28 protein-coding genes are annotated in these 19555 nt (G+C 32.7%); 26 read left to right on the top strand and 2 right to left on the bottom strand.

All coding sequences use genetic code 11. The features are described 5' to 3' along the window. Window positions 1-92 precede the first annotated feature (92 nt). Window positions 93-512, top strand: coding sequence for a hypothetical protein (locus tag LC076_RS13585; RefSeq protein ID WP_226669646.1), 420 nt, complete (start codon window positions 93-95; stop codon window positions 510-512). A 319-nt stretch (window positions 513-831) separates the two neighbouring features. Here the strand turns inward: LC076_RS13585 and LC076_RS13590 are convergent, their stop codons facing one another. After that, window positions 832-1287 (bottom strand): VOC family protein, encoded by a 456-nt coding sequence (locus tag LC076_RS13590; protein WP_226669647.1) that lies wholly within the window; start codon window positions 1285-1287, stop codon window positions 832-834. A gap of 77 nt (window positions 1288-1364) precedes the next feature. On the opposite strand from LC076_RS13590, the gene LC076_RS13595 reads away from it, so the two are divergent. The 11 genes from LC076_RS13595 to map all read left to right on the top strand — a co-directional run bounded on the left by LC076_RS13595 (window position 1365) and on the right by map (window position 8808). Beyond that, window positions 1365-2273, top strand: a complete 909-nt coding sequence (locus tag LC076_RS13595) for a helix-turn-helix transcriptional regulator (RefSeq protein ID WP_226669648.1) — start codon at window positions 1365-1367, stop codon at window positions 2271-2273. A gap of 315 nt (window positions 2274-2588) precedes the next feature. Then, entirely contained in the window at window positions 2589-3074 is a 486-nt protein-coding gene (locus LC076_RS13600) for a peptide ABC transporter substrate-binding protein (RefSeq protein WP_226669649.1), read from the top strand. A gap of 129 nt (window positions 3075-3203) precedes the next feature. Then, window positions 3204-3572 carry a hypothetical protein gene (locus LC076_RS13605; RefSeq protein WP_226669650.1) on the top strand — a complete coding sequence of 123 codons (369 nt, stop codon included), beginning with the start codon at window positions 3204-3206 and terminating at the stop codon, window positions 3570-3572. A gap of 452 nt (window positions 3573-4024) precedes the next feature. After that, on the top strand, window positions 4025-4435 hold the full coding sequence (locus LC076_RS13610) for an NUDIX hydrolase (protein ID WP_226669651.1): 411 nt from the start codon (window positions 4025-4027) through the stop codon (window positions 4433-4435). A 121-nt stretch (window positions 4436-4556) separates the two neighbouring features. Further along, on the top strand, window positions 4557-5042 hold the full coding sequence (locus LC076_RS13615) for a hypothetical protein (RefSeq protein ID WP_226669652.1): 486 nt from the start codon (window positions 4557-4559) through the stop codon (window positions 5040-5042). Between the two features lie 84 nt (window positions 5043-5126). Beyond that, window positions 5127-6041: a hypothetical protein gene (locus tag LC076_RS13620; protein ID WP_226669653.1), complete on the top strand. Its 915-nt coding sequence runs from the start codon at window positions 5127-5129 to the stop codon at window positions 6039-6041. A 320-nt stretch (window positions 6042-6361) separates the two neighbouring features. Continuing rightward, window positions 6362-6514 (top strand): hypothetical protein, encoded by a 153-nt coding sequence (locus LC076_RS13625; RefSeq protein WP_226669654.1) that lies wholly within the window; start codon window positions 6362-6364, stop codon window positions 6512-6514. Window positions 6515-6601: 87 nt separating this feature from the next. Further along, complete coding sequence (locus LC076_RS13630) at window positions 6602-7138, top strand: GrpB family protein (protein ID WP_319005523.1); 537 nt, start codon at window positions 6602-6604, stop codon at window positions 7136-7138. A 173-nt stretch (window positions 7139-7311) separates the two neighbouring features. After that, the gene (locus LC076_RS13635) at window positions 7312-7509 is read left to right on the top strand and encodes a helix-turn-helix transcriptional regulator (protein ID WP_226669655.1); all 198 of its coding nucleotides are present in this window, start codon (window positions 7312-7314) and stop codon (window positions 7507-7509) included. Window positions 7510-7515: 6 nt separating this feature from the next. Next, window positions 7516-7947, top strand: a complete 432-nt coding sequence (locus LC076_RS13640) for a hypothetical protein (RefSeq protein ID WP_226669656.1) — start codon at window positions 7516-7518, stop codon at window positions 7945-7947. A gap of 120 nt (window positions 7948-8067) precedes the next feature. Next, window positions 8068-8808, top strand: a complete 741-nt coding sequence (map, locus tag LC076_RS13645) for a type I methionyl aminopeptidase (RefSeq protein ID WP_226669657.1) — start codon at window positions 8068-8070, stop codon at window positions 8806-8808. Window positions 8809-8945: 137 nt separating this feature from the next. Here the strand turns inward: map and LC076_RS13650 are convergent, their stop codons facing one another. Next, a complete protein-coding gene (locus LC076_RS13650; RefSeq protein ID WP_226669658.1) occupies window positions 8946-10346 on the bottom strand; it encodes a PQQ-dependent sugar dehydrogenase in 1401 nt (466 codons plus the stop codon). 272 nt (window positions 10347-10618) lie between these two features. Between LC076_RS13650 and LC076_RS13655 the strand changes: the two genes are divergently transcribed. The 14 genes from LC076_RS13655 to LC076_RS24170 all read left to right on the top strand — a co-directional run bounded on the left by LC076_RS13655 (window position 10619) and on the right by LC076_RS24170 (window position 19539). Then, a complete protein-coding gene (locus LC076_RS13655) occupies window positions 10619-10813 on the top strand; it encodes a DUF6199 family natural product biosynthesis protein (protein WP_226669659.1) in 195 nt (64 codons plus the stop codon). Between the two features lie 419 nt (window positions 10814-11232). Beyond that, window positions 11233-11754, top strand: a complete 522-nt coding sequence (locus LC076_RS13660) for a hypothetical protein (protein ID WP_226669660.1) — start codon at window positions 11233-11235, stop codon at window positions 11752-11754. Between the two features lie 67 nt (window positions 11755-11821). Further along, the gene (locus LC076_RS13665) at window positions 11822-12202 is read left to right on the top strand and encodes a hypothetical protein (RefSeq protein ID WP_226669661.1); all 381 of its coding nucleotides are present in this window, start codon (window positions 11822-11824) and stop codon (window positions 12200-12202) included. 105 nt (window positions 12203-12307) lie between these two features. Then, complete coding sequence (locus LC076_RS13670) at window positions 12308-12640, top strand: DUF3221 domain-containing protein (RefSeq protein ID WP_226669662.1); 333 nt, start codon at window positions 12308-12310, stop codon at window positions 12638-12640. 142 nt (window positions 12641-12782) lie between these two features. Further along, window positions 12783-13169 (top strand): hypothetical protein, encoded by a 387-nt coding sequence (locus tag LC076_RS13675; RefSeq protein ID WP_226669663.1) that lies wholly within the window; start codon window positions 12783-12785, stop codon window positions 13167-13169. A 185-nt stretch (window positions 13170-13354) separates the two neighbouring features. Continuing rightward, window positions 13355-13762, top strand: a complete 408-nt coding sequence (locus LC076_RS13680; RefSeq protein ID WP_226669664.1) for a DUF4362 domain-containing protein — start codon at window positions 13355-13357, stop codon at window positions 13760-13762. A 259-nt stretch (window positions 13763-14021) separates the two neighbouring features. Beyond that, window positions 14022-14243, top strand: coding sequence for a hypothetical protein (locus tag LC076_RS13685; protein ID WP_226669665.1), 222 nt, complete (start codon window positions 14022-14024; stop codon window positions 14241-14243). 280 nt (window positions 14244-14523) lie between these two features. Next, window positions 14524-15003 (top strand): DUF4240 domain-containing protein, encoded by a 480-nt coding sequence (locus tag LC076_RS13690; RefSeq protein ID WP_226669666.1) that lies wholly within the window; start codon window positions 14524-14526, stop codon window positions 15001-15003. A gap of 307 nt (window positions 15004-15310) precedes the next feature. Further along, window positions 15311-15562: a DNA-binding protein gene (locus tag LC076_RS13695; protein ID WP_226669667.1), complete on the top strand. Its 252-nt coding sequence runs from the start codon at window positions 15311-15313 to the stop codon at window positions 15560-15562. A gap of 54 nt (window positions 15563-15616) precedes the next feature. Continuing rightward, on the top strand, window positions 15617-16147 hold the full coding sequence (locus LC076_RS13700) for a hypothetical protein (RefSeq protein WP_226669668.1): 531 nt from the start codon (window positions 15617-15619) through the stop codon (window positions 16145-16147). Between the two features lie 486 nt (window positions 16148-16633). Continuing rightward, window positions 16634-16879 carry a hypothetical protein gene (locus tag LC076_RS13705; protein WP_226669669.1) on the top strand — a complete coding sequence of 82 codons (246 nt, stop codon included), beginning with the start codon at window positions 16634-16636 and terminating at the stop codon, window positions 16877-16879. Between the two features lie 799 nt (window positions 16880-17678). Continuing rightward, complete coding sequence (locus tag LC076_RS13710) at window positions 17679-18407, top strand: phosphatase PAP2 family protein (RefSeq protein WP_226669670.1); 729 nt, start codon at window positions 17679-17681, stop codon at window positions 18405-18407. 65 nt (window positions 18408-18472) lie between these two features. Further along, entirely contained in the window at window positions 18473-19342 is an 870-nt protein-coding gene (locus tag LC076_RS13715; RefSeq protein WP_226669671.1) for a metallophosphoesterase, read from the top strand. 74 nt (window positions 19343-19416) lie between these two features. Further along, window positions 19417-19539 (top strand): hypothetical protein, encoded by a 123-nt coding sequence (locus LC076_RS24170; RefSeq protein WP_264191549.1) that lies wholly within the window; start codon window positions 19417-19419, stop codon window positions 19537-19539. The last annotated feature ends 16 nt before the right edge of the window (window positions 19540-19555 follow it).

The raw sequence follows: 19555 nt of genomic DNA on the forward strand, positions 1-19555 counted from the left end.
CTACTTAAAGTAACGGGTGCGAGGGTTCAATTAGAATACTCGCTTTTTCGCTAACGAAGCATGTTAGTAAATAATATACAAGGAGAATTCTTATGGTGCGCTATAAGTATTATTTAACTATGTGGGGAGTTTTCGCTTTATTGTATACTCTTGCCGCAGTGGGTATGGAATTTTTTGAAGGTAATAAAATAACTACTACCTTATACTATGGACTTAGAAATATTGGCTTTGGTTTTATTTTGTTTAACTTAGTGCATAGCATCATCGTTTATCCAATATCCTTTTTACCTTTAACTTTTCTTCTCAACAAGTTCACGAAATCTTTTTCTCTAAGAATTATTATTTATTCATTTGTAGGGGGAATAAGCGGAATTTGGGTATTTAGACATTTATATGGATTTGAAAATTTAATCAGTAGTTATGAGCTTAATAGAAGTAGTGCAATTATAATGTTCGGTATATCTGGTTTTGTTTATGCTTTAGTAGATTATTATAATACTAAAAAAAAGTAAACCATCACCACAATAATTGCACATTTTCATATGATAACTTTCGTACTTGTTCGACTAACTGCCCGAGTGTTCAATAAGAACAGTCGTTTTTCACTAATGGTTTCATGTTATACTGCAGAGTTTATTACTAATTCCTACTATAGATTAATATTTCTTGCCCCTTTACATCCCTACTTCTAAATAAAATTTCAAACTAAAAAAATAATAAAACAAGCCCTGAAATCACTAATCATAAAGGTAATTCAGGGCTGTTAATAATATATTAGTGTGGGTGTATGTAATAAATTATTAATTGGACACCCACTCTGATAATACAAATTTAATCTACGAAACTATCTAGAAATTTACTGGCATCACTATTGAATTTCCACATTACACCAAATTTATCGACTACCATTCCAAAACTTGCTGACCATGGTGTAGAAGATATCGGCATAATCACAGTACCACCTTCCGAAAGCTTTTCGAAACATTGTTTATTCAACTTTGGATTAGCATCAATAATACTGATTAAGACATTATTCCCTGTTGTGATTTCTCCTGCCGCAGCCTGCATAAATGGCGGAACATCAGAGATCATTAAACTATTACCTGAAAACTCAATACGAGATTCCATAATCATGTTTTGTTCTTTTAAAGTTAATGGAGAATTTGGATCTTGACCAAAATCACCAAATCTCACCATTTTTACATTTGTTGCTTGTAATGCCTCTTCATAAAATGCTAACGCTTCTTCTGCTTTTCCACTAAATTGTAGATAAGATATTGTTCTCATAACTTAATTCCTCCTTTTCTTACTTGAAGTATAATAGGACATAGGCGACAACATAATGTCGTATATGGGAGGGGAATATGAAAAAAATTGAACGACTTATCTCGATAGTGATGATCTTGTTACAAAAAGAAGTTGTCTCCGCATCAGAATTTAGTCGACTTTTTAATGTAACGAAACGAACGATTCAACGTGATATGGAAGCATTAAATTATGCAAACATACCTATTTATGCCGAATATGGTGCTGAAGGGGGATATGCGCTAATAGAAGGGTATAAATTTGACAAAAGATTACTAAATCACAATGATATTGAAAATATACTCATAGCTTTAGGTGGTTTTGAGGGACTAATTACGAATCAAGAGGTTAAAACCACTATTAAAAAAATCAAAGGAATGACAAGCAAAGATATCTTTCCGAAACTTGATTTATCTTTTTATGATTGGGTTGGAAGAAGTGAAATTAAGGAAGTAATTTTATTGATCAAGAAGGCAATTGAGAATAATTGGATATTAAAGTTTGAGTATGTAGACCAATCAGGAAACATAACTTATAGAGTCGTAGAACCCTATAAATTACATTTAAGTGAGATGCGGTGGTATCTTATTTGTTATTGTGTAGAACGGGAAGATTATCGAATGTTTAAATTGACGAGGATAATAAATATCCAAAAAGACGGTTTTTTTGTCCCAAGGTCTGAAAAGGAATGTAAGGATGAAAAAAAACACATTGAACAACAAAATGTGGTGAGTGTCCAACTATTGATAGATGTTGCCGTAAGAGATCAATTTATCGAGAGATACGGAAAAAATGCGGTTACAAAAGTAAATACAAGAAGTTACCTCGCGATAATTGAATTGCCAGAGAATCAATTTGCCTACCAATTTATAGCCGGATTCGGTAATAAAGTTAAAATTATGAAGCCAAAAGGTTTTGTTTCTGAATATTTGAACTTTCTAGAGGAAGCAATGAAGCTTTACAAATAAAATGTTTATAGGTCAGTTTATAAGATTCACGATGGATATCAAAAGCTCTAAATTCAATTCCCATTTCCTTTCTTGAACAAAAGATTAAGTGTCCACTATCATTCCATTGACCAAACATTTTACTTTATCTTGTATATTGACTAATGACATGTCACAGATCAATCTATTGAAACTGATATTAAATCAACTGAAAAAGTAAATATTCCGATTGGTTTTTATTTTCTTCTTCAACTATCGATGCAATTTAATTCAAAATCAAGTTTTTCTGAAACGGAATTAAAAAAACATCGTCTATATAGTGAAGGAGGGGATAATTTGAATTTTAAATCTTTTAGTATTCTGTTTATACTTTCGGTGTTGCTTTTTGGTTGCAATAGTGGAATAGATCCAAAGGAACATTTAGGAGAAATATATAGTATTGCATTGGACTCGATAATGGAAAAGGATGAAGCATTAAGTAGTGATATGGAATTTATAGCTATTGATATGAGTAATTTTGGTGAAGTAGATGAAAGTGATAAAAAAGAAATATTAAGCTACTTCAAGGAAAAATATAAAGTTAAAGTAATGGATGCTACTATTGAACAACTGCAAAAAAAGGGATTATATAATCCAGATAAGATGTATTTGGACGGCGTACTTCTTAGAATAGAAAAAGTGGAGTTTAAATTCAACAATAAAGTTTTTTTTGAGGGCTCTAAGTATCGCTCAGGTTTAGGGGCAGTTGGAGTAGAAGTTACAGTACAAAATATAGATAATCAATGGCAATTAAAAGAAGCGAAAATGACTTGGATTAGTTAATTATTTTGTGCTAACAGTTGCTAGTGTAATCTATGAACACTCGATTTTACACTAACGAAGAAGGCTACTTTAATGAACTTTTAGTCATTAACGAAAAACTGAACTATAAAAAAGAAAAGGTGGTTAATATTGAAAATTAAGCATGTATCCATGTTATTTTTGCTTATTTTCGTAATGGTAGGATGCCAAACTAATAGCCTAAATCTAGATGAAGATGTTACCAAAGTTGAAGTGTATAATTGGCAGAATGAAGAATTAATAAAAACCTTTGAGGATACTTCCTTCATTGAATCATTGATCAATAATTTAAATAATGCAAATGTGGAAAAAATGTCCGATACTTTTGATATTGAGGTTCCACCATACCAAATAACATTTAAAAACAAAGAAGAAATAGTGATGGAGCTAGGTTTATACCAAACTGAGATTAAAGCACATTTTATGGATATTGATAAAGAAATTATGTACATCGTTGATACACCTATTCCAATAGAATAAAACAGTATGAATTGTTCCACTATAATCGAGCTTTTTTACAATTATTGAATGAATAATACACTTCTTTTAACTAGAGCGGTAAAAAGCGAAAAATAGCCAAACCCATACTAGCAAGGGTTTGGCTATTTTTCTAGTTTCTTATAATTTATATTATGTTTACTAGATTTGTATAAGTATAAAGTATACATATGATTCAAAGTGCAGAAAAGTTAAATGGGAAATGGTAATATTAGTATATACTAATAGCCTTGGGAACGACTAGCAAATGTTCATTAAACTAATACCTTTCATTACTTTAATTATACTGGCAGGAATTGAAGGGTGATCGAGATTTACAAGGAGTGCATAAGGCAAATCCTTTTTTGATAGAACGATAAGGCATTAGAGTTAAAAAACGTTCTGTAAAAATTTTTAATTAATTTTAGCATTGAAATAGATTGGAGGGGTAAGAAATGAATCGAGTAGATGTGGCATATGCTTTTATTTATAAAGAGGATGCTAATAAAGTCCTTATGGTTAATAACAAGGGTGGAGGTTGGTCTCTTCCTGGTGGAGCAGTGGAACCAGGGGAAACTTTAGAACAAGCAGTTATTAGAGAAGTTAAGGAAGAAACTAGTTTAACAATTGAAGCGGGTGATATTATAGCTGTCAATGAAGCATTTTTTATAGAAAAGGGACATCACGCTTTATTTATAACATTTAAAGCAACAGTAATTGAAGGGGAAATTTCAATTATAGATAGTGACGAAATTTCAGAAATAGAGTGGGTAGACATACAAAGGGCTAATGAATTAATGCCTTATCATCCTCATGGTGTTGAAAGCTTACTCAAAGCTTCTGCTCCTTATACATTTCAAGGCTAAAAAACCTATCATTCATTTGTTGATAGTGATTGTTGAATAAGAACAGTCTTTTTTCACAAACGCAGCAGAAAAGGTGGAGAATTTTCTGTTATCAGATGTATCCAAGCAAGGAGGAAATCATTTGTTTTTATATCACATGGTCATTCATAATGATTTTGAGGTAAATATAAGTCCACAAAGAGTTTTGCAGGAAGGACTAAGTCATAAGACAGCTACGAGATGGTATTCGAAAATAAATGATTTATTTCCTGAATTAATAGAAATTTACAGACCAGAAAATTTGCCAAAATGGGTTGATTTTAAAAATGCCTTTAAAGCAGATTTGGAGGAGTATGAAAAACCATTCTATAGATTTCCTAGGTTGACTGATAAAATTTTAGTTTTTAACGGAGAGATAACAAGTGATTTGTTTGCTTATATAGAAGATATATATGATGGTGGAAGAGGATATTTAGTTGAAGGTTTACCGTCAAAGGAAGATTTAATAAAACAGTATTGGGATAGTATGAATACTCTTGATGAGTATTTGAAAAACGTCCCTTATAATAACCCTGATATATATATATTTGATCAAGTTCCAGCAAAGTTAATTGATTATATAGAGTAAGTCTTATGCAACTAAACGGAGCGAGTGTTCGATAAAAGTGAGGCATATCAAGTTTGCTGGTAACAATATAAGGAGTGACTTATTTTGGACAAACTTATGAAATTAATTGTAGGAATCCTTATGATTGCTGTACTGACAGGGTGCTTTGGTGAGGATTATGATGTTGGTGTTCCAACGGCACATTTACATTTAGAAATTGGTTTGCAAAATCAACAAACACAATTAACAGAAGCAAATATTAGTTGGAGTTCATCAAGTGGAGATGTAGAAGAAAAAATAGATAATATCGAAGAATTTGGATTATCGCAAAAGGAAATTAGAGTTTCACCAAACCAAGAGGCTTCTTTGGAATTTAAAGAGAATGAAGAAAATGGTGGAGATATTTGGACAGACCCAACGATAACAGCTACTTTATGGAAAAACGGAGAACAAATAGACATCGAGTTTAATGAATATAGAGAATTTCAATTTCCAGTAAACGAAGGGAATTATGTATTAGAAGTTAAATTCATTGATTCAGAAGACAGTGCTCAATATGTAGGGAATATTGTGATCGAAAAAACAAACGAGCAAACAAAATTAATTGATGGCAAACTTCCAGAGTTCACACTTATGGAAATGCCTACAATACAAAATGTTCATACAGTTGGGGCAGAGGGTGTAATATTTGATAATAGCTATTTAGAAGTATGTTGGAATGATTGTGAAGATAATAATACATCTCATTACCCCGATATTCACTCTGGTGATGTTGAGATAGGCGATACAATACAGATTGATTGGCATAAAATGAAACCACAGCCCACTGATATAAACCTACTTCAAATAAATACGGAGAATTATGAAGTTATAGATAAGAAGAGCGAAAAAATTTCTAATACTCCTTTAGAAATTGAAGTGAATGAAGAGAATATTGGCTCACAATATGCTTTAGAGTTTTTATGGAAAGAAGGAAATGATATAAAAGGAAAAAGTATATTGAATTTTAGATTAAAATAAATAGTTTAATACGATCATGTAGATGAGATTATTCAAAAGAAAAAAATCTACAATCATAGGGTGCAATACAAGAAAATGGAGTTGTCGAATGCGATAGCTCTTTATTTTTTAAAAGAGGCAGATTAATTAAATTAAAATGCAATAATTTTTATTCAAACGTATTAAGAAGTGAGGAACTCGGAGTTAAAACAACAGGTATAAAATATGTTGAAAACTATAATAATCATTTGGTATTTTCCGTTTTTAACGATAAATTATTCCCTTTTCACTCAAGAAAAGGGTAAAATTAACATATGTATTAGTTAGAAGGAGGACTCTTAATGGTGGTCGGCTTAGTAATATTAGGAATTGTTTTATTAATTTTAGGAATTTTAACACCTATTGCTTCAGGAACTACTATTTTAATTTCTGTCATTTTATTTGTCATTGCAATGGTGCTTTTTTATAAAAAAAGAAGAGTATCCAAATCGTAGTGCATTATAATAATCAAAGCTATCTATCTTTTTCGACTATTGCTCGACTGTTCAAAAAACTAGTATGTAGCCTGGGAGGGTTATGAAGTGGTGAATCGTGCTATGAACATTATTGTTAAGGATTATGATAAAAATTGGATTGAACTTTATAAAAAGGAAGCAAAAAAAATAAGAGAGATATTCATTGGTGAACTTGTTGAAATGAATCATATAGGTAGTACAGCTGTACCTGGTTTAAAAGCAAAGCCAATCATCGATATCATGCCAGTCGTTAAAAATATTGAAAAAGTTGATATTTTTAATGAAAAAATGATAGAAATAGATTATGAACCACTTGGAGAGTTAGGGATTACAGGAAGAAGATACTTTCGAAAAGGTGGAGAAAACAGGACACATCAAATTCATTTTTTTCAATATGATAATGATTATGAAATAGTACGTCATCTTGCTCTTCGTGATTACCTAATTTCCCATAAAGAAGTTATGTTAGAGTATGGAAAGTTAAAAGAAAAACTTGCCGAACAATTTCCTAAAGATATTGAAGGATATAGTGAAGGGAAAAATGATTTTGTAAAAAACATGGAACGAAAAGCAATCGAATGGTACCGAAAAAACAAAAAGTAAAAAACTCCAAGTGTCTTCTCAATCTCATATTCTTGAATACTTTCATCATATTTACGGCAATTTCTATTGTGCGAAATGCAACGATCTTGGAAATAATTGCACACTAAATGCAATATATATATTGAATTATGTAACATATATGTTACACTTATTTTAAGGAGGGATACAACCATTTGGAGAACAAAGTGAAGATAGCTCGAATTCAAGTAAGTTTAACGCAACAACAATTGGCAGAAAAGATTGGTGTCACTCGCCAAACAATTAGTTTAATTGAGAAGGGTAAATATAATCCAACATTAAAGTTGTGTCTTGATATTTGTTATGTGGTTAACAAAACATTAGATGAAGTATTTTGGATAGAAAAGGAGTGATGAATGATGAAAAAAATCACAGATGAACGATTAAAATTACAAAATTTAAAAAACATCCGCATTGCCTTTATCATACAAACGAATGGTATACTAGGGATTTTAGGATATGACTTAGTTACAAAAGGATTAGACGGAATGAGAGAAAATCCTCTATGGTTCGTATTCATGATAACTACAGTTATTTCCGCCTATCTATCAATGAGTATTAGTACAGATCATGAAAATAGTAAAATTAACCCGCAAAGAAGTCTAAGTATTTCACTGATTGTGCTTGTTTTCATTTCAACTGTTGTTGGTTTTTTTGTTACACGTACTGATGGTTTTAATATACTGGATGGAGTCATATTGGGTGGAATATTATTTGTTTGTGGATTTGTACCAATAATCTATATTTATCATTTGCGTAAAAAAAGACAAGATGAACATATCGAAGAATGAAGTGGTCATTCCCTATACATTTACAACCGAAACAGTTTAGTTGAAGAAAAGGTGATCCTTTTATGCTAGAATCAAAACAGAAAACAAATTTTTAGATACTTTAAAAAGTGAGGATATACGATGATTGCAAAAACAGAAGAAGATTTTAATGGTTTGAAGGAAATTGGCAAAATTGTTGCCTCAATTAGAGATATCTTGGTACAAAGAACAATTCCAGGTATCACGACAAAAGAACTTGATGATCTAGCTGGAGAGCTTTTTGAGCAAGAGGGTGCCGTATCAGCACCTAAAAGTGAATATGATTTTCCAGGCTATACTTGCATAAGTGTTAATGAAGAAGTGGCACATGGTATTCCAGGTGCACGGGTTATACAAGAAGGAGATTTAGTTAATATCGATGTTTCAGGCTCTAAAAATGGATATTTCGCAGATACAGGAATCTCGTTTGTTGTAGGTGACGGGGAAGAAATTTTAACAAAAATATGTAACGTTGCTAAAAAAGCATTTGATGCTGGGCTTAAAAAAGCAAAGCCAGGTTCCAGAATAAGTGGAATTGGAAAAGTCGTATTCCAAACAGCGAATGAAAACGGATTAACTGTGATCAAAAATCTAACAGGACATGGTGTTGGACGAAACATCCACGAAGCACCTGACCACATTTATAATTATAATGATAAATGGGATAATGCATTATTAAAAGAAGGAATGGTGATCGCATTTGAACCATTTATCTCTACATTAGAAGAACAAGTATTTAAAAAAGATGACGGCTGGACATATGTTACTGAAAAAAGCTTTGTCGCTCAAATAGAACATACGATTATTATTACGAAAAATGGACCAATCATTGTTACACTTTAATTTAAGTGTTTGATAATGGAAACTAGAGCTAACAGCAAAAATACTTTCTCAAATGAATTGGCTAGTTGAATTAACAGAAGAGAAACAATGGAACGGCACTCTGTATCAGATGCAAAGCACCGTCCGTTTGTTTTAAATCAAGGGATTATTTCAAATACAGTCCCTTGGTTTAAGTCTGATACTTTCATCGAGTGATATACCCCTAAATAAAGATTGGTTTGAACAAGGTTTGTTCCTAACCCTACATAATAAGCTGGTTGAGATCCAAAGTCATAACTAGGTTCAATCACACCATAATCATTAAGTTTCCCATCAAACCTTACTTTGGTATAAGCTAACCCTCCTCTAACTGGAGATTCTGATTGCTTATTCCGGGCCATATCGGTAAACACTATACTTCCCGTTAAATCTGGTATTTCGTTGCTCATATATGGTTGGACTCCCGTAAGTGCAGTGCCTTCAAATTTATCAGGTCGAGAATCTTGATGAAAATAACACGTTAAAGGAGGAAGACGATTCACAGAATCTTTTACGGCTTCTATGTAATAGGCAATCGACTGTTTATCCATAGAATTTTCTGAGCAGTTCTCTAAAATCGAAGTCGGAAAAGCTCCTTCCCATCCTCTCCAACCGAAGTTGATTAAACCCTTAGGTTCCTTTTTTGTCGAATAAAACTGAATTAGCTGCTTAACAGGGATTCGCTGATCGTACACAAATGAAAAGATCGATTCTACTAAATCTTGTCCAACATTTCCGACATACTTAATAGACTGATTACCATACCTTTGATAAGAAATGCCTGGGTTATTACGAACTCCTTTGGCGACTACTGCTAACGCTTCCTGAATAGAATTTGGGAGTTCATCAAAACGAGTGACTGCTGGTAGATCAGTGGGAAATGTTTTAGACACATCAATTTCAATAATTTTACCGGCTATTTCCAGGTTATCTTGGCTTAGATTAAAAGGATCATAGCCTGATCCGCCATCTCCAGTACTTAAAACAAGGTTCCCTGTTTCAGGTGAGAAGTTTAAGCTATTGAAACCATTATGATTAAAAAATGGCCTTTTAAGATTAAGTAAAGTTCTGCGTTTTTTCGGTTGTCCGTTTGTTTGGAGGATCCACTCTTCCACAGTATCAATATGATCATATTGATTATTTCTATCTTCCCATTTCAAGTTTAATGTACTTGGGTCACACGAATCAGGAGTAAAAGAATTAGAAAGAGCACCTGGACCTTGACTACCAGCGACTGAAAAATGTAGATAAAACACCCCGTTATAATAAAATTGAGGGTGAAACGCTAAACCTAATAAACCTCGTTCATCATATCCACCAGAAGCACCCAATTCGATAATTCGTGAACGAATATCTATAAACGTTTGAACTTCACCATTTCTTAAGAAAAAGACCTCTCCTACCTGAGTAGCAATAAACAATCGTTCCACAATGTCTCCTGGTAGAAACGCTGTTTTCATAACAGTAGGTAAATTAATGTTAGTCACAAGCGGCCGTAAACCCACATTCACATTCTTCAACTTCTCACACTCCTTTAATTGGTTTCTTTTAAGTAAGATATGATAGGTCTTATTTCATTTAGTACTGAGAAAGGAGAAACACTAGTTAGATCGGAATAAAATAAATTCACCTAAACTAAATGGTGCGGTCCTGCAGTGTTTTCTTTACGTCAAAAGAAGGAAATAAATGTTAAATTAACTATTTAATAGAATTTTTCAAGAATAATTGAAACCTTAAAAACAGCTAATCGTATTGATTAATAAGAATAATAGAATATAAGGGGAACTTTAAAATGGGTATCGGAATTATTCTAACAATTATTGGTGTGACAATGATTGTGAAACCATCTATTTTTTGGGTATTAACAGAGAGTTGGAAATCAAACGATCGTACTGAACCATCAAACTTGTACAAATGGTCAACTCGTTTTGGAGGGATAATGATGACTATCGCAGGTATTGGAGGAATTATTGTTTATTTTCTATAGAGATGGTGCGGAAGTATAATTTTTAAAAAAATGGAACTATCTTATTCGAAATGCGTGATCCAAAACGAAAGGGCTGTACTGAAAATAAGGCATATCTAAGAATTGAAGGTACATTTATTTTGTGAGGATTTTTTAAATAGTAAATCTAAAAATAAACCTTTTTAAGTTAAGGGCGCGAGTGTTCAATAAGATTACTCGCTATTTCATTAACGGTGCGGAATAGATAGACAAACCTCGGAATAATTCCATACGATATTTGAAACGAACAAAGGATTTTATTCGTCTAAATTAAAAAGTAGTTAAGGGAGGTTAAATCTATTAGAAATATTAGTTGGGTCTTATTATTATTTCTACTATCGATTAGTTTATTTGGCTGCCAGCAGAATAGTGAAAGTTTAGAAAAGATAACAATTGAACCAATGGAGAGCAATAATTCCGAAACATTAGTTATAGAGGATAGAAAAACAATCGAAATGATTGAAGAAGCAGTAAGTAATTCAGAAAAACAACCAGGTATTGTCAATATGGCAGACCCTGAATTTAAAATTGAAATAGGAGAGGAAACATATTTCCTTTGGGTTGATGCAAAATCTGGAACAATAATGAATACAAAAGATACACACACAATTTATTCTTTATCTGTTCGTTCAAGTAAACAAATCAACGATATCATCTCATATAATTATTCGAAGATTAGAGAAATAGCGTGGAACTTCTTAGAAGAAAAAGGTTGGAGTGATCGTGCCAAGGAAGAATGGAAAAGTGCAAAAGTCTCTAAAATCATAGTTACTAAAGATTATGAGTTGTTAGATAAAGATTATAAAGGCAAAGAAGTATTCTCTGTTTCATTTGAAGATAAAGAAAACATTATAGCAAGTACCCCGATTATACTGGTTGATGCTGATACAAACAAAGTTATTGGCTATATGCCAGGGGAATAACATCTCTTTATTAACTAGCATTATATTTTACTTGATTTCGTCTGTTTATTTAACGAGGGGGTATCAAATGAAATTTAAGAAATTTATATTTTCTATAAGTATTTTGCTTATTTTCTTAGTCGGATGCAATAGCGGTTATATTGACAATCCAGTTAAAGGTAATCCAACTCCAAAGGAATTTCTAAAAAATGAAAGTGCAGATATATTTCTTCTTAATGGGATCGTTTATTCTAATGCACAAGATGTTGAATGGGTTTCAAATTTGGAATATAAATTAGGTGAACAAATTGGAGAAATAACGAAACAAACAGATAAGGCACGTAGGTTTAAAGATGGTACTGCAAATAAATTACCTGTTGGCACTAAGCTACATGAAACAGATGGACCAGTATATATTGCAATTATAGATGAGAAAGAAATACCATATTTAAAAATGCTTGAAGGTTAATTGTTATTCAACAAATGGTTAACGATTGTTACATGGAAAAGTGAAGGTTTTCTTTTCGTAAGTTATAGTATCCTTTTAAAATATATTAACGGAGGGATATGTGTGATGACAAAGATATTTAAAGTATTAGCAATCATTGTTTTTTTCACCATTGTTGGGTGCTCTAATTCAACAGATCGAACTGAAGAAAATAACAATAAAATCAAAACGGAAAATTCCAGTTTTATAGGAACAATCAAGGAAATTAACGGTAGCAGTTCAATTGTTTCTGCTAAAGTATTTGAGGGTAATCCTGAAGGTGATGTGTTTGTTGACCTTACCGTGAATAGTGATGAGACATTCCAAGTTGGAGACAAGGTGAAAGTAGGATTTGATGGCACCGTTAAAGAATCTTATCCAGCTCAAATTAATACACTTTCTGTAGAATTGGTTGATTAATACCGTGTTCATTAACGGGTGATAATGTGTAACGTAGTTGTTTCAACATCTCCTTTAATTATTAAACTAACGGAGCAGGTTAGTGCAAGAAGAAATTTAGGATAGAGTAATTCCAACTATATATAAAAAGGGGGGTATTACATTGGTTGAAAAGTTATTTTATGTCCTGATTGCATTAGCTTTAATTATTACTAATGGATGTTCAAATGAAGGGGAAGCAACCACAGTAACAATCGATAGTATTGATGCCGAGGAAGTTTTAACATTGGATTCTGATGCTAATATTTTTCAGTATGAAGGAGTGATCTACAAAACTAATATTGATTGGGTTGAAGAATTGTCTTTAACAAAAGATGTTCAAATCGGTGAAATAAAAACAAAAAACGAAGCAAATACAGATTTTAAAGACGAGATGTCTAATAGATTGCCTGTTGGTGCAAAGATTTTTTCCACCAAAGAAAGAGGAGATATTTTAATTGTTGAATCTGAAGGAGAAATCAAAAAATATCTTGCAATCGTTGAAGGGTAGACAAAACGCCTGGTTCAACATAAATAAGCGATAGTCTTATGTTAAAGTTATTTGACTAACGAAGTAGTTGAACAACAGCAGTCGCTTCTTTCGTTAGGGCAGTTTAGTGGAAGAAGGGATTTAACAGTGTTTCTAAGAATGTATAAGTAAATAAGAAATTTACTAAGGGTTGTTAGGGGGAAATGATGAAACAGATTTTGGTTTTTACTGCGATATTACTATTCATTCTTTCTGGTTGCCAATCAAATGAGATAAATCAAGGGGATGAATCACCTTTTACTACAAAACAAAACAACATTCCTGAATATGTTCAATCACCAGAAGACGTAGTAAATATGCACGGAGACATTACAAGCATAGATAAGTTTTTTGCATTTATAGAAAATGTAAACCTAGGTTTTGAAGATAAGACTAGAGTTGTAACGTACACTGAAGAAGGAGACCCAATGCTGCATGACCTTAAATATGACGGTGAAGTAATTCAATCAACCACAGATACAAGAAGAGATACATTTGGTTCTGGTAACATAAACACAGCAATTTGCAGATCAATAGATATTAAAGAGAACGAAGAAGAACTGATTATGATTTAGCAGGTTGTGACAAAACAAATAGAGATAATAGTATTTTAGTAATCTGGAAATGAAACATGGAATAAGTTATTGTTCTTCTTATTCAACTATAGGGGCATTTCTTCAAAAAACAATGCTCTTTTCTATATCTACAGAAAAGGAAATAAATGTTAAACTCAAGGGGAGTAGAGTTTAACAAGAACTCCGATTTTTATAGAAAACTTTAGGCAATAAAGAAAAGTGGTTGAATTGAATGTATTGGAATTTAAGAGTTCCCTTAATGTTGGGAATTATAGGAGTTGTGTCAGGATTCTTTCAGAAATTTCTAAATCTATTTCTTGTGGATACATCTTATTTCATTAGAAGTGCTGTTTTTATTGGGTTAATTGGAATTGCTTATACTATTTTTGAAAAAACAGGAGTGTACGAAAAAAAGGTTCATTTTATAATTGGTCTTGGGATAATCCTCTTTGGTATTACCTTTGACTATATGATGGCATAAGTTATTTTTGAGCTAACGGGTGCGAGTGTTCAATAAGAACAGTCGCTTTTTCACAAACGTAACATGTTAGTGGAATAAGTGAGATGAAAGTCTATCACTCTATTAGTTTGCAATTGAAAAAATAGGGTGTAGTTAATTATTGGTCAAGTTTACTTTCTATTTGTTTTAACTTGTTGAAAATTTTTGTTAACAAAATTAGCATATGTATTGGAAAACCTATTGCAAAACCAACTAATGGAGAATAAGGTCAAGCAAAAGTTACACTAAAAGGAGTGTGTTTATGTTAAAAAGGACTAAGAATTTTGGGATGGATGAAAATGAATTCTGGAAGTTAATAGATATGTTTGAGTGGAAACACTCAGGCGATGATGAAAAAGTATTAAAGAAAGCAATTAAATACTTATCAAAGAAGTCTGATGAAGAAATATATGTGTTTGCCGATATTTTATCAAAGTTGTTATATGATTTAGATGGGAAAGTATATGCAGAAAATATTGGTGAAGGTGCGTATACAACCGACGAAGATACATATTTTTCAGTTGATGAATTTCTTTATTCAAGATGTGTTGTAGTGGCAAATGGAAAAGAATTTTACTACGAAGTTCTTAATAATCCTACTTCTATGCCAGAGGACATGGAATTTGAAGGCCTTCTTTATTTACCGAGTGATGCGTTTGAACTTAAACACGATGAGGAGTATGATTACGTTCCAAAATTTGATTATGAAACGTTCAGCAACAAAAGTAAGTGGAAGGAATAATTCATTTTTTATTGAGTTATTTGTTAAGTGAATTATAAGGCGATGTGCGAGTGAAATTTTATTATTCATTCAAAAAGAAGCTCTACCTTGGTTAGAAAAATGGAGGAGCAAAGAACATTTGTATAATGAGCAAAATTCTCCTTTAAAAAATGATTTTATTTCAAATTATGAGAAAGTCATTAATGGCTGTGAAGAGAACTTTTCAGGTTTAATTAAGAAAAGTAGGATACTATTAGGTATCAAAAATTAGTTGTTTCTTCTTTCACTATAGACGAGCTTATTTTGCACAAGGTAAGGTGATGTGTTCGTGAATGAACCTAATATGAAAGAAGTCATTGAAAAGCTAGAAAAGGTGCTTTCAGGTGACTTAAATAGAGAAGACGTATCAGATTGGGCTGAATTTTATGTTATGACTGATGAACCAAAAGTTAATGATGAAAATGTTTGGGAAATGTTGAAGACAATTAGTGGTATTGATATTTTAGACTCACCCACAACCTATTATCATAACCAAGAAGACATTAAAGAATGGATTGAAAAAGCAAAAGGTTTGTTGTGAAGCTAACGTTGAGCTTTAACATAATTTTCCCTTTTAAGAATTGAGGTTGATTTCATGCTGGGTATTAAAGAGTACGAACCAATTTTCTATACCGATATAAATGAGTTTATTAATTTTCATGGTGACAGTTTGAGGCAATTAATTGGCTCAACAATTGAGGGAATTTGGACAGTGTATGAATTTTCTGATGGTGAATTTTGGGCTGATTGTCCTGTTATATTAGTTGTAGGAGGAAGACAATTAGAGTTTTGTTCCTTTAATGATAGAGAAATTGCAGTTACTTGGGATCGAATTGATTTAGAGGAAAAGTTAGATTGGTACGGTAATGGTGAATTAAATCTTGAATGGAGAAGGAATGCGTTTGGAAACTCTTCTTTAATTATTGGAAAGCAAATTGAGGAAATTGAAGTAATTGAAATGACTCAAGAGGCAATAGACTCAAAAGGTAATGTACTTAATTCTGAACTGTTGTTAAATGGGGTAGGTTTTGGTATTGGTTCAAGATATTTTTCGATTTTTAACGCTTTTGACGAAACAGGCTTTTCATATTTGAGGCAGGATAATCTTATATATACTAAGCTTTAAATAATTCTAACCCTTCTTCAAATAACAGGGGCTAATCTTCAAGAAGGAGATTGGCTTTTTCTTGTTGAAGTAAAGAAGCAGTTTTGCTAACCAAAAAAATAGGAAAATGGTATAATTATACATATTTTAATCAACTATTTTTAGGGGGATTTTATGATTAAATCTATAAAAGGGCAATTAATTTTGTTTATATTAGTTACTATTGGTTTTATTTACCATACCCTGTCTGATATTACGTTTACTGGTGACGAGAGGTTTCTGTCCATTCGGGTATTATATTTCTTCATTATGATTTTTTCGGTGTTTAATGTTGGATTATTAACGCAAAAATACATTCAAACCAAAGAAAAGCAATAATTATATTAAACTAAAGGGGTGCGATTCTGCAATTCTAGCAGGATGTTATTTTACTAACGAGCAAGTTAATTGAACAATCACTCATATTAATGGGAGTATATGGTAGAATGATAGGCGGGGGGATGAAATTTGGGTAAAAAAGCTCACATATTTAATGTTATTGCAGGTATTATAATAATTGGTTCGGCGATAGATGCCCTTTTAAATGGGAGTAATAACCTTCCGTATTTTTTTATATTTTTGTTTGTTGTATTTTACCTTTTGCAATTTTTACACAATAAAAGTTTTAGATTTTTTGGCTTAAGCCTTACCGCTTTGCTTTTATTTGTATCAATTATGACTTCGCTACCACGTATTTTCCCATTTGCTCCATAATCAAACATTGTTTGTTGGTGTTTCAGCAAAGGGTGGTTATGTAAAAACAAAGCAAAGTGCTTTTCAACATATATTGTAAATAAATGTCCTTAAGCTAAAGGGTGCTTTAGTTTAAGAAGACTGTTAATACAAAGCAAAAGGATCAGATTTAAATCTGATCCTTTTGCTTTGTATTTTTTTGTATTCCTGATTTGATTACTAACACCAGTGTTAATTACCATGTAAAATTACGTTTTTTTAAAACATTAATGGAGCATAAAAAACTGCACCTTTTTTAGAGAAGTTGTGAATATACAAGATGTGAAGTTTATTGAACTAAAGATATTAATGCCAATGGGATAAGATAAATAAATTCAAAACTTTGAAGGGGTGGGCTCTTAGAAGTCTTTTTCTTACTCCTGGTTCCCCTGGTTTACTGTTCATTCGTTTACTCACTATTTTTTGGGGAAAAAGCGAATATAGGATGAATTATTGGAGGGAGATTGGTTGTGTGGGTTTTACGGTTTGTAGGTGTACTATTCATTTTAATAAGTTGATTTTTTGATAGAGACAGGCTTTTGTCCAGGCAGCTGTTCCATCTATCTTTTTATCGTTTTAAATATGATTCATCTGGAAAGAAATTGATAGCTCTGTTATTGAAAAAGGCAAAGGAGGGGGAAGTCAGGCTTCTGATTGACTTAGTTGGTAGCATTTGGTTGCCTAGGAAAATCAAAAATTAAAGATTTAAAAAAGAATAGAAATAGTGAGAGGCTTGAAATGCTTTAAGTGAAAATAATTAAACATTAGAAAGGAGCATCATATGGAAACGAATAAACAAAAAGCAAAGAAAGCCGGATTTCCATTTCTAATCATGATTTCAGGGGTTGGATTTTCGGTTCTTTTTATCATTTTATTTGCAAAACTTTCAGAAGAATTGCTAGAAAAAGAGGTAGAAATATTTGATGCCACAATTATTAATTGGTTTAAATACATAGAAAATGGCACGCTCGACCAAATCATGATATTTGGTACGGAGCTAGGTTCAGTTTGGTTTTTATCAGTATGTACAGTTGGTGCCATCATCGGGTTATGGGTTACATCCAAGGATAAATGGGGAATTCTATTCCTCGTGATTGGGATCGGTGGAGGTGGTCTGCTGACTACCTTATTGAAACATCTATATGCACGCGGTCGTCCATCTATCAATCCTGAAATCGATGCGATTGGCTATAGCTTTCCAAGTGGCCATTCAATGGGTTCTTTGATTTTTTATGGATTTATCGCATATTTCATCGTTCGCTCAAGCAGAAAGAAAGTTTTAAAGTGGTTTGTGATATTCACTGCAGGATTGGTGGTAATCTGGATCGGATCGACACGGATATATCTTGGTGCTCATTACCCAAGTGATGTTCTTGCGGGGCACCTAGCTGGAGTTATTTGGCTAATCCTCACCATTCTTGCATTGGAATGGGTAGAGTGGCGAAGTGCAAACTCTATCCGGCCAACTCATGTCTTTAAGAGATTCATAGGAAAATATATTCATTTTTAAATTGGAAGGAGAGGGTGAAAATTTTAAAAAAAAATAAATTTGCAAAAATAGTGGGATTGATTCTAGTGAGCATCTTAATTTGGGGATTAGTAGAACCATATTTTTTAGATATTGAAAAGGAAAAAGCAGCCATTCCGAACTTGCCATCGAAATGGGAGGGCAAAAAGGTTGCGGTGATTGGAGATTTCCAAGTAGGGATGTGGATGGATAACACAGAAACTGTAGAGAATGCTGCTGAAAAAATCGCAGGAATGAAGCCGGATGCAGTGCTGATTCTCGGAGATTTTATCTATCATTCGCTTGAGGATCCAAATGCAGAGATGCAAAAGGTTGAAAAGCTGATCAACCCTCTGGTAAAAACAGATATTCCCATATTCGCCGTTTTGGGGAATCATGACTATAACATGGGTAACAAAAATGACGAACCCAAAATAGCATCAGCGAAGCATGTGAAAACATCTCTAAAGGAGATGGGAATAACATTGTTGCACAATCGTTCTGTTGCTTTAAAACTGACAAAGGATAATGAAGTCGTAATCGGAAAGCCTCAGGATAGTTGTTTTTATTTAGCTGGATTGGGAGCTAATTGGCCTGAAAATGCGGAGCCAGCCAAAGCGCTCAATGGTATTCCCGAAGCAGCTCCGAGAATGATCATGATGCACAATCCAGAATCATTCGCAAAGCTACCAGAAAATTCAGCACCACTTGCAGTAGCCGGTCATACACACGGAGGACAATTTAGAGTTCCATTTGCGCCAGAGTGGTCATATAAAAGCCTAGTTGCAAAAGACAAAGCAACGGTAGATGGGTGGATTGAAAACTTAGGAGCAAAGGGGAACCATTTGTATGTAAATAGAGGGATTGGTTTCAGTGATCTTCCACTTAGAATCAATACACCTCCGGAAATTACCGTTTTTATATTAACAAAAGTCTAGAATGATAGAAGACGTTTATAGCATTCTGTGTCGGGTAATAGTTTTATAAGCTAAAGGAATAGTTTTCAAGACAAATGACAAGGAGTGAAATCATCTATGAAAAACTATTAACATTACCTATAGGAGCTGAATTGGTTTTGGAAGATTGTCCAGAAGGTGCAAAAGAGGATACAGGGGAACCTGATACTGAAAAGTGAATAGGAAGAAGTAAAC

Origin of the sequence: Metabacillus litoralis, assembly GCF_020524045.1 — a bacterium.
GTDB classification, from domain to species: Bacteria; Bacillota; Bacilli; order Bacillales; family Bacillaceae; genus Metabacillus; species Metabacillus litoralis_C.

What these genes read in the sequence shown, in the direction of transcription:
- LC076_RS13585 (WP_226669646.1), top strand. Translation starts at nt 93, where the DNA reads ATGGTGCGCTATAAGTATTATTTAACTATGTGGGGAGTTTTCGCTTTA.
- LC076_RS13590 (WP_226669647.1), bottom strand. Translation starts at nt 1,287, where the DNA reads ATGAGAACAATATCTTATCTACAATTTAGTGGAAAAGCAGAAGAAGCG.
- LC076_RS13595 (WP_226669648.1), top strand. Translation starts at nt 1,365, where the DNA reads ATGAAAAAAATTGAACGACTTATCTCGATAGTGATGATCTTGTTACAA.
- LC076_RS13610 (WP_226669651.1), top strand. Translation starts at nt 4,025, where the DNA reads ATGAATCGAGTAGATGTGGCATATGCTTTTATTTATAAAGAGGATGCT.
- LC076_RS13625 (WP_226669654.1), top strand. Translation starts at nt 6,362, where the DNA reads ATGGTGGTCGGCTTAGTAATATTAGGAATTGTTTTATTAATTTTAGGA.
- LC076_RS13640 (WP_226669656.1), top strand. Translation starts at nt 7,516, where the DNA reads ATGAAAAAAATCACAGATGAACGATTAAAATTACAAAATTTAAAAAAC.
- map (WP_226669657.1), top strand. Translation starts at nt 8,068, where the DNA reads ATGATTGCAAAAACAGAAGAAGATTTTAATGGTTTGAAGGAAATTGGC.
- LC076_RS13655 (WP_226669659.1), top strand. Translation starts at nt 10,619, where the DNA reads ATGGGTATCGGAATTATTCTAACAATTATTGGTGTGACAATGATTGTG.
- LC076_RS13660 (WP_226669660.1), top strand. Translation starts at nt 11,233, where the DNA reads ATGGAGAGCAATAATTCCGAAACATTAGTTATAGAGGATAGAAAAACA.
- LC076_RS13665 (WP_226669661.1), top strand. Translation starts at nt 11,822, where the DNA reads ATGAAATTTAAGAAATTTATATTTTCTATAAGTATTTTGCTTATTTTC.
- LC076_RS13670 (WP_226669662.1), top strand. Translation starts at nt 12,308, where the DNA reads ATGACAAAGATATTTAAAGTATTAGCAATCATTGTTTTTTTCACCATT.
- LC076_RS13680 (WP_226669664.1), top strand. Translation starts at nt 13,355, where the DNA reads ATGAAACAGATTTTGGTTTTTACTGCGATATTACTATTCATTCTTTCT.
- LC076_RS13685 (WP_226669665.1), top strand. Translation starts at nt 14,022, where the DNA reads ATGTTGGGAATTATAGGAGTTGTGTCAGGATTCTTTCAGAAATTTCTA.
- LC076_RS13690 (WP_226669666.1), top strand. Translation starts at nt 14,524, where the DNA reads ATGTTAAAAAGGACTAAGAATTTTGGGATGGATGAAAATGAATTCTGG.
- LC076_RS13700 (WP_226669668.1), top strand. Translation starts at nt 15,617, where the DNA reads ATGCTGGGTATTAAAGAGTACGAACCAATTTTCTATACCGATATAAAT.
- LC076_RS13710 (WP_226669670.1), top strand. Translation starts at nt 17,679, where the DNA reads ATGGAAACGAATAAACAAAAAGCAAAGAAAGCCGGATTTCCATTTCTA.
- LC076_RS24170 (WP_264191549.1), top strand. Translation starts at nt 19,417, where the DNA reads ATGACAAGGAGTGAAATCATCTATGAAAAACTATTAACATTACCTATA.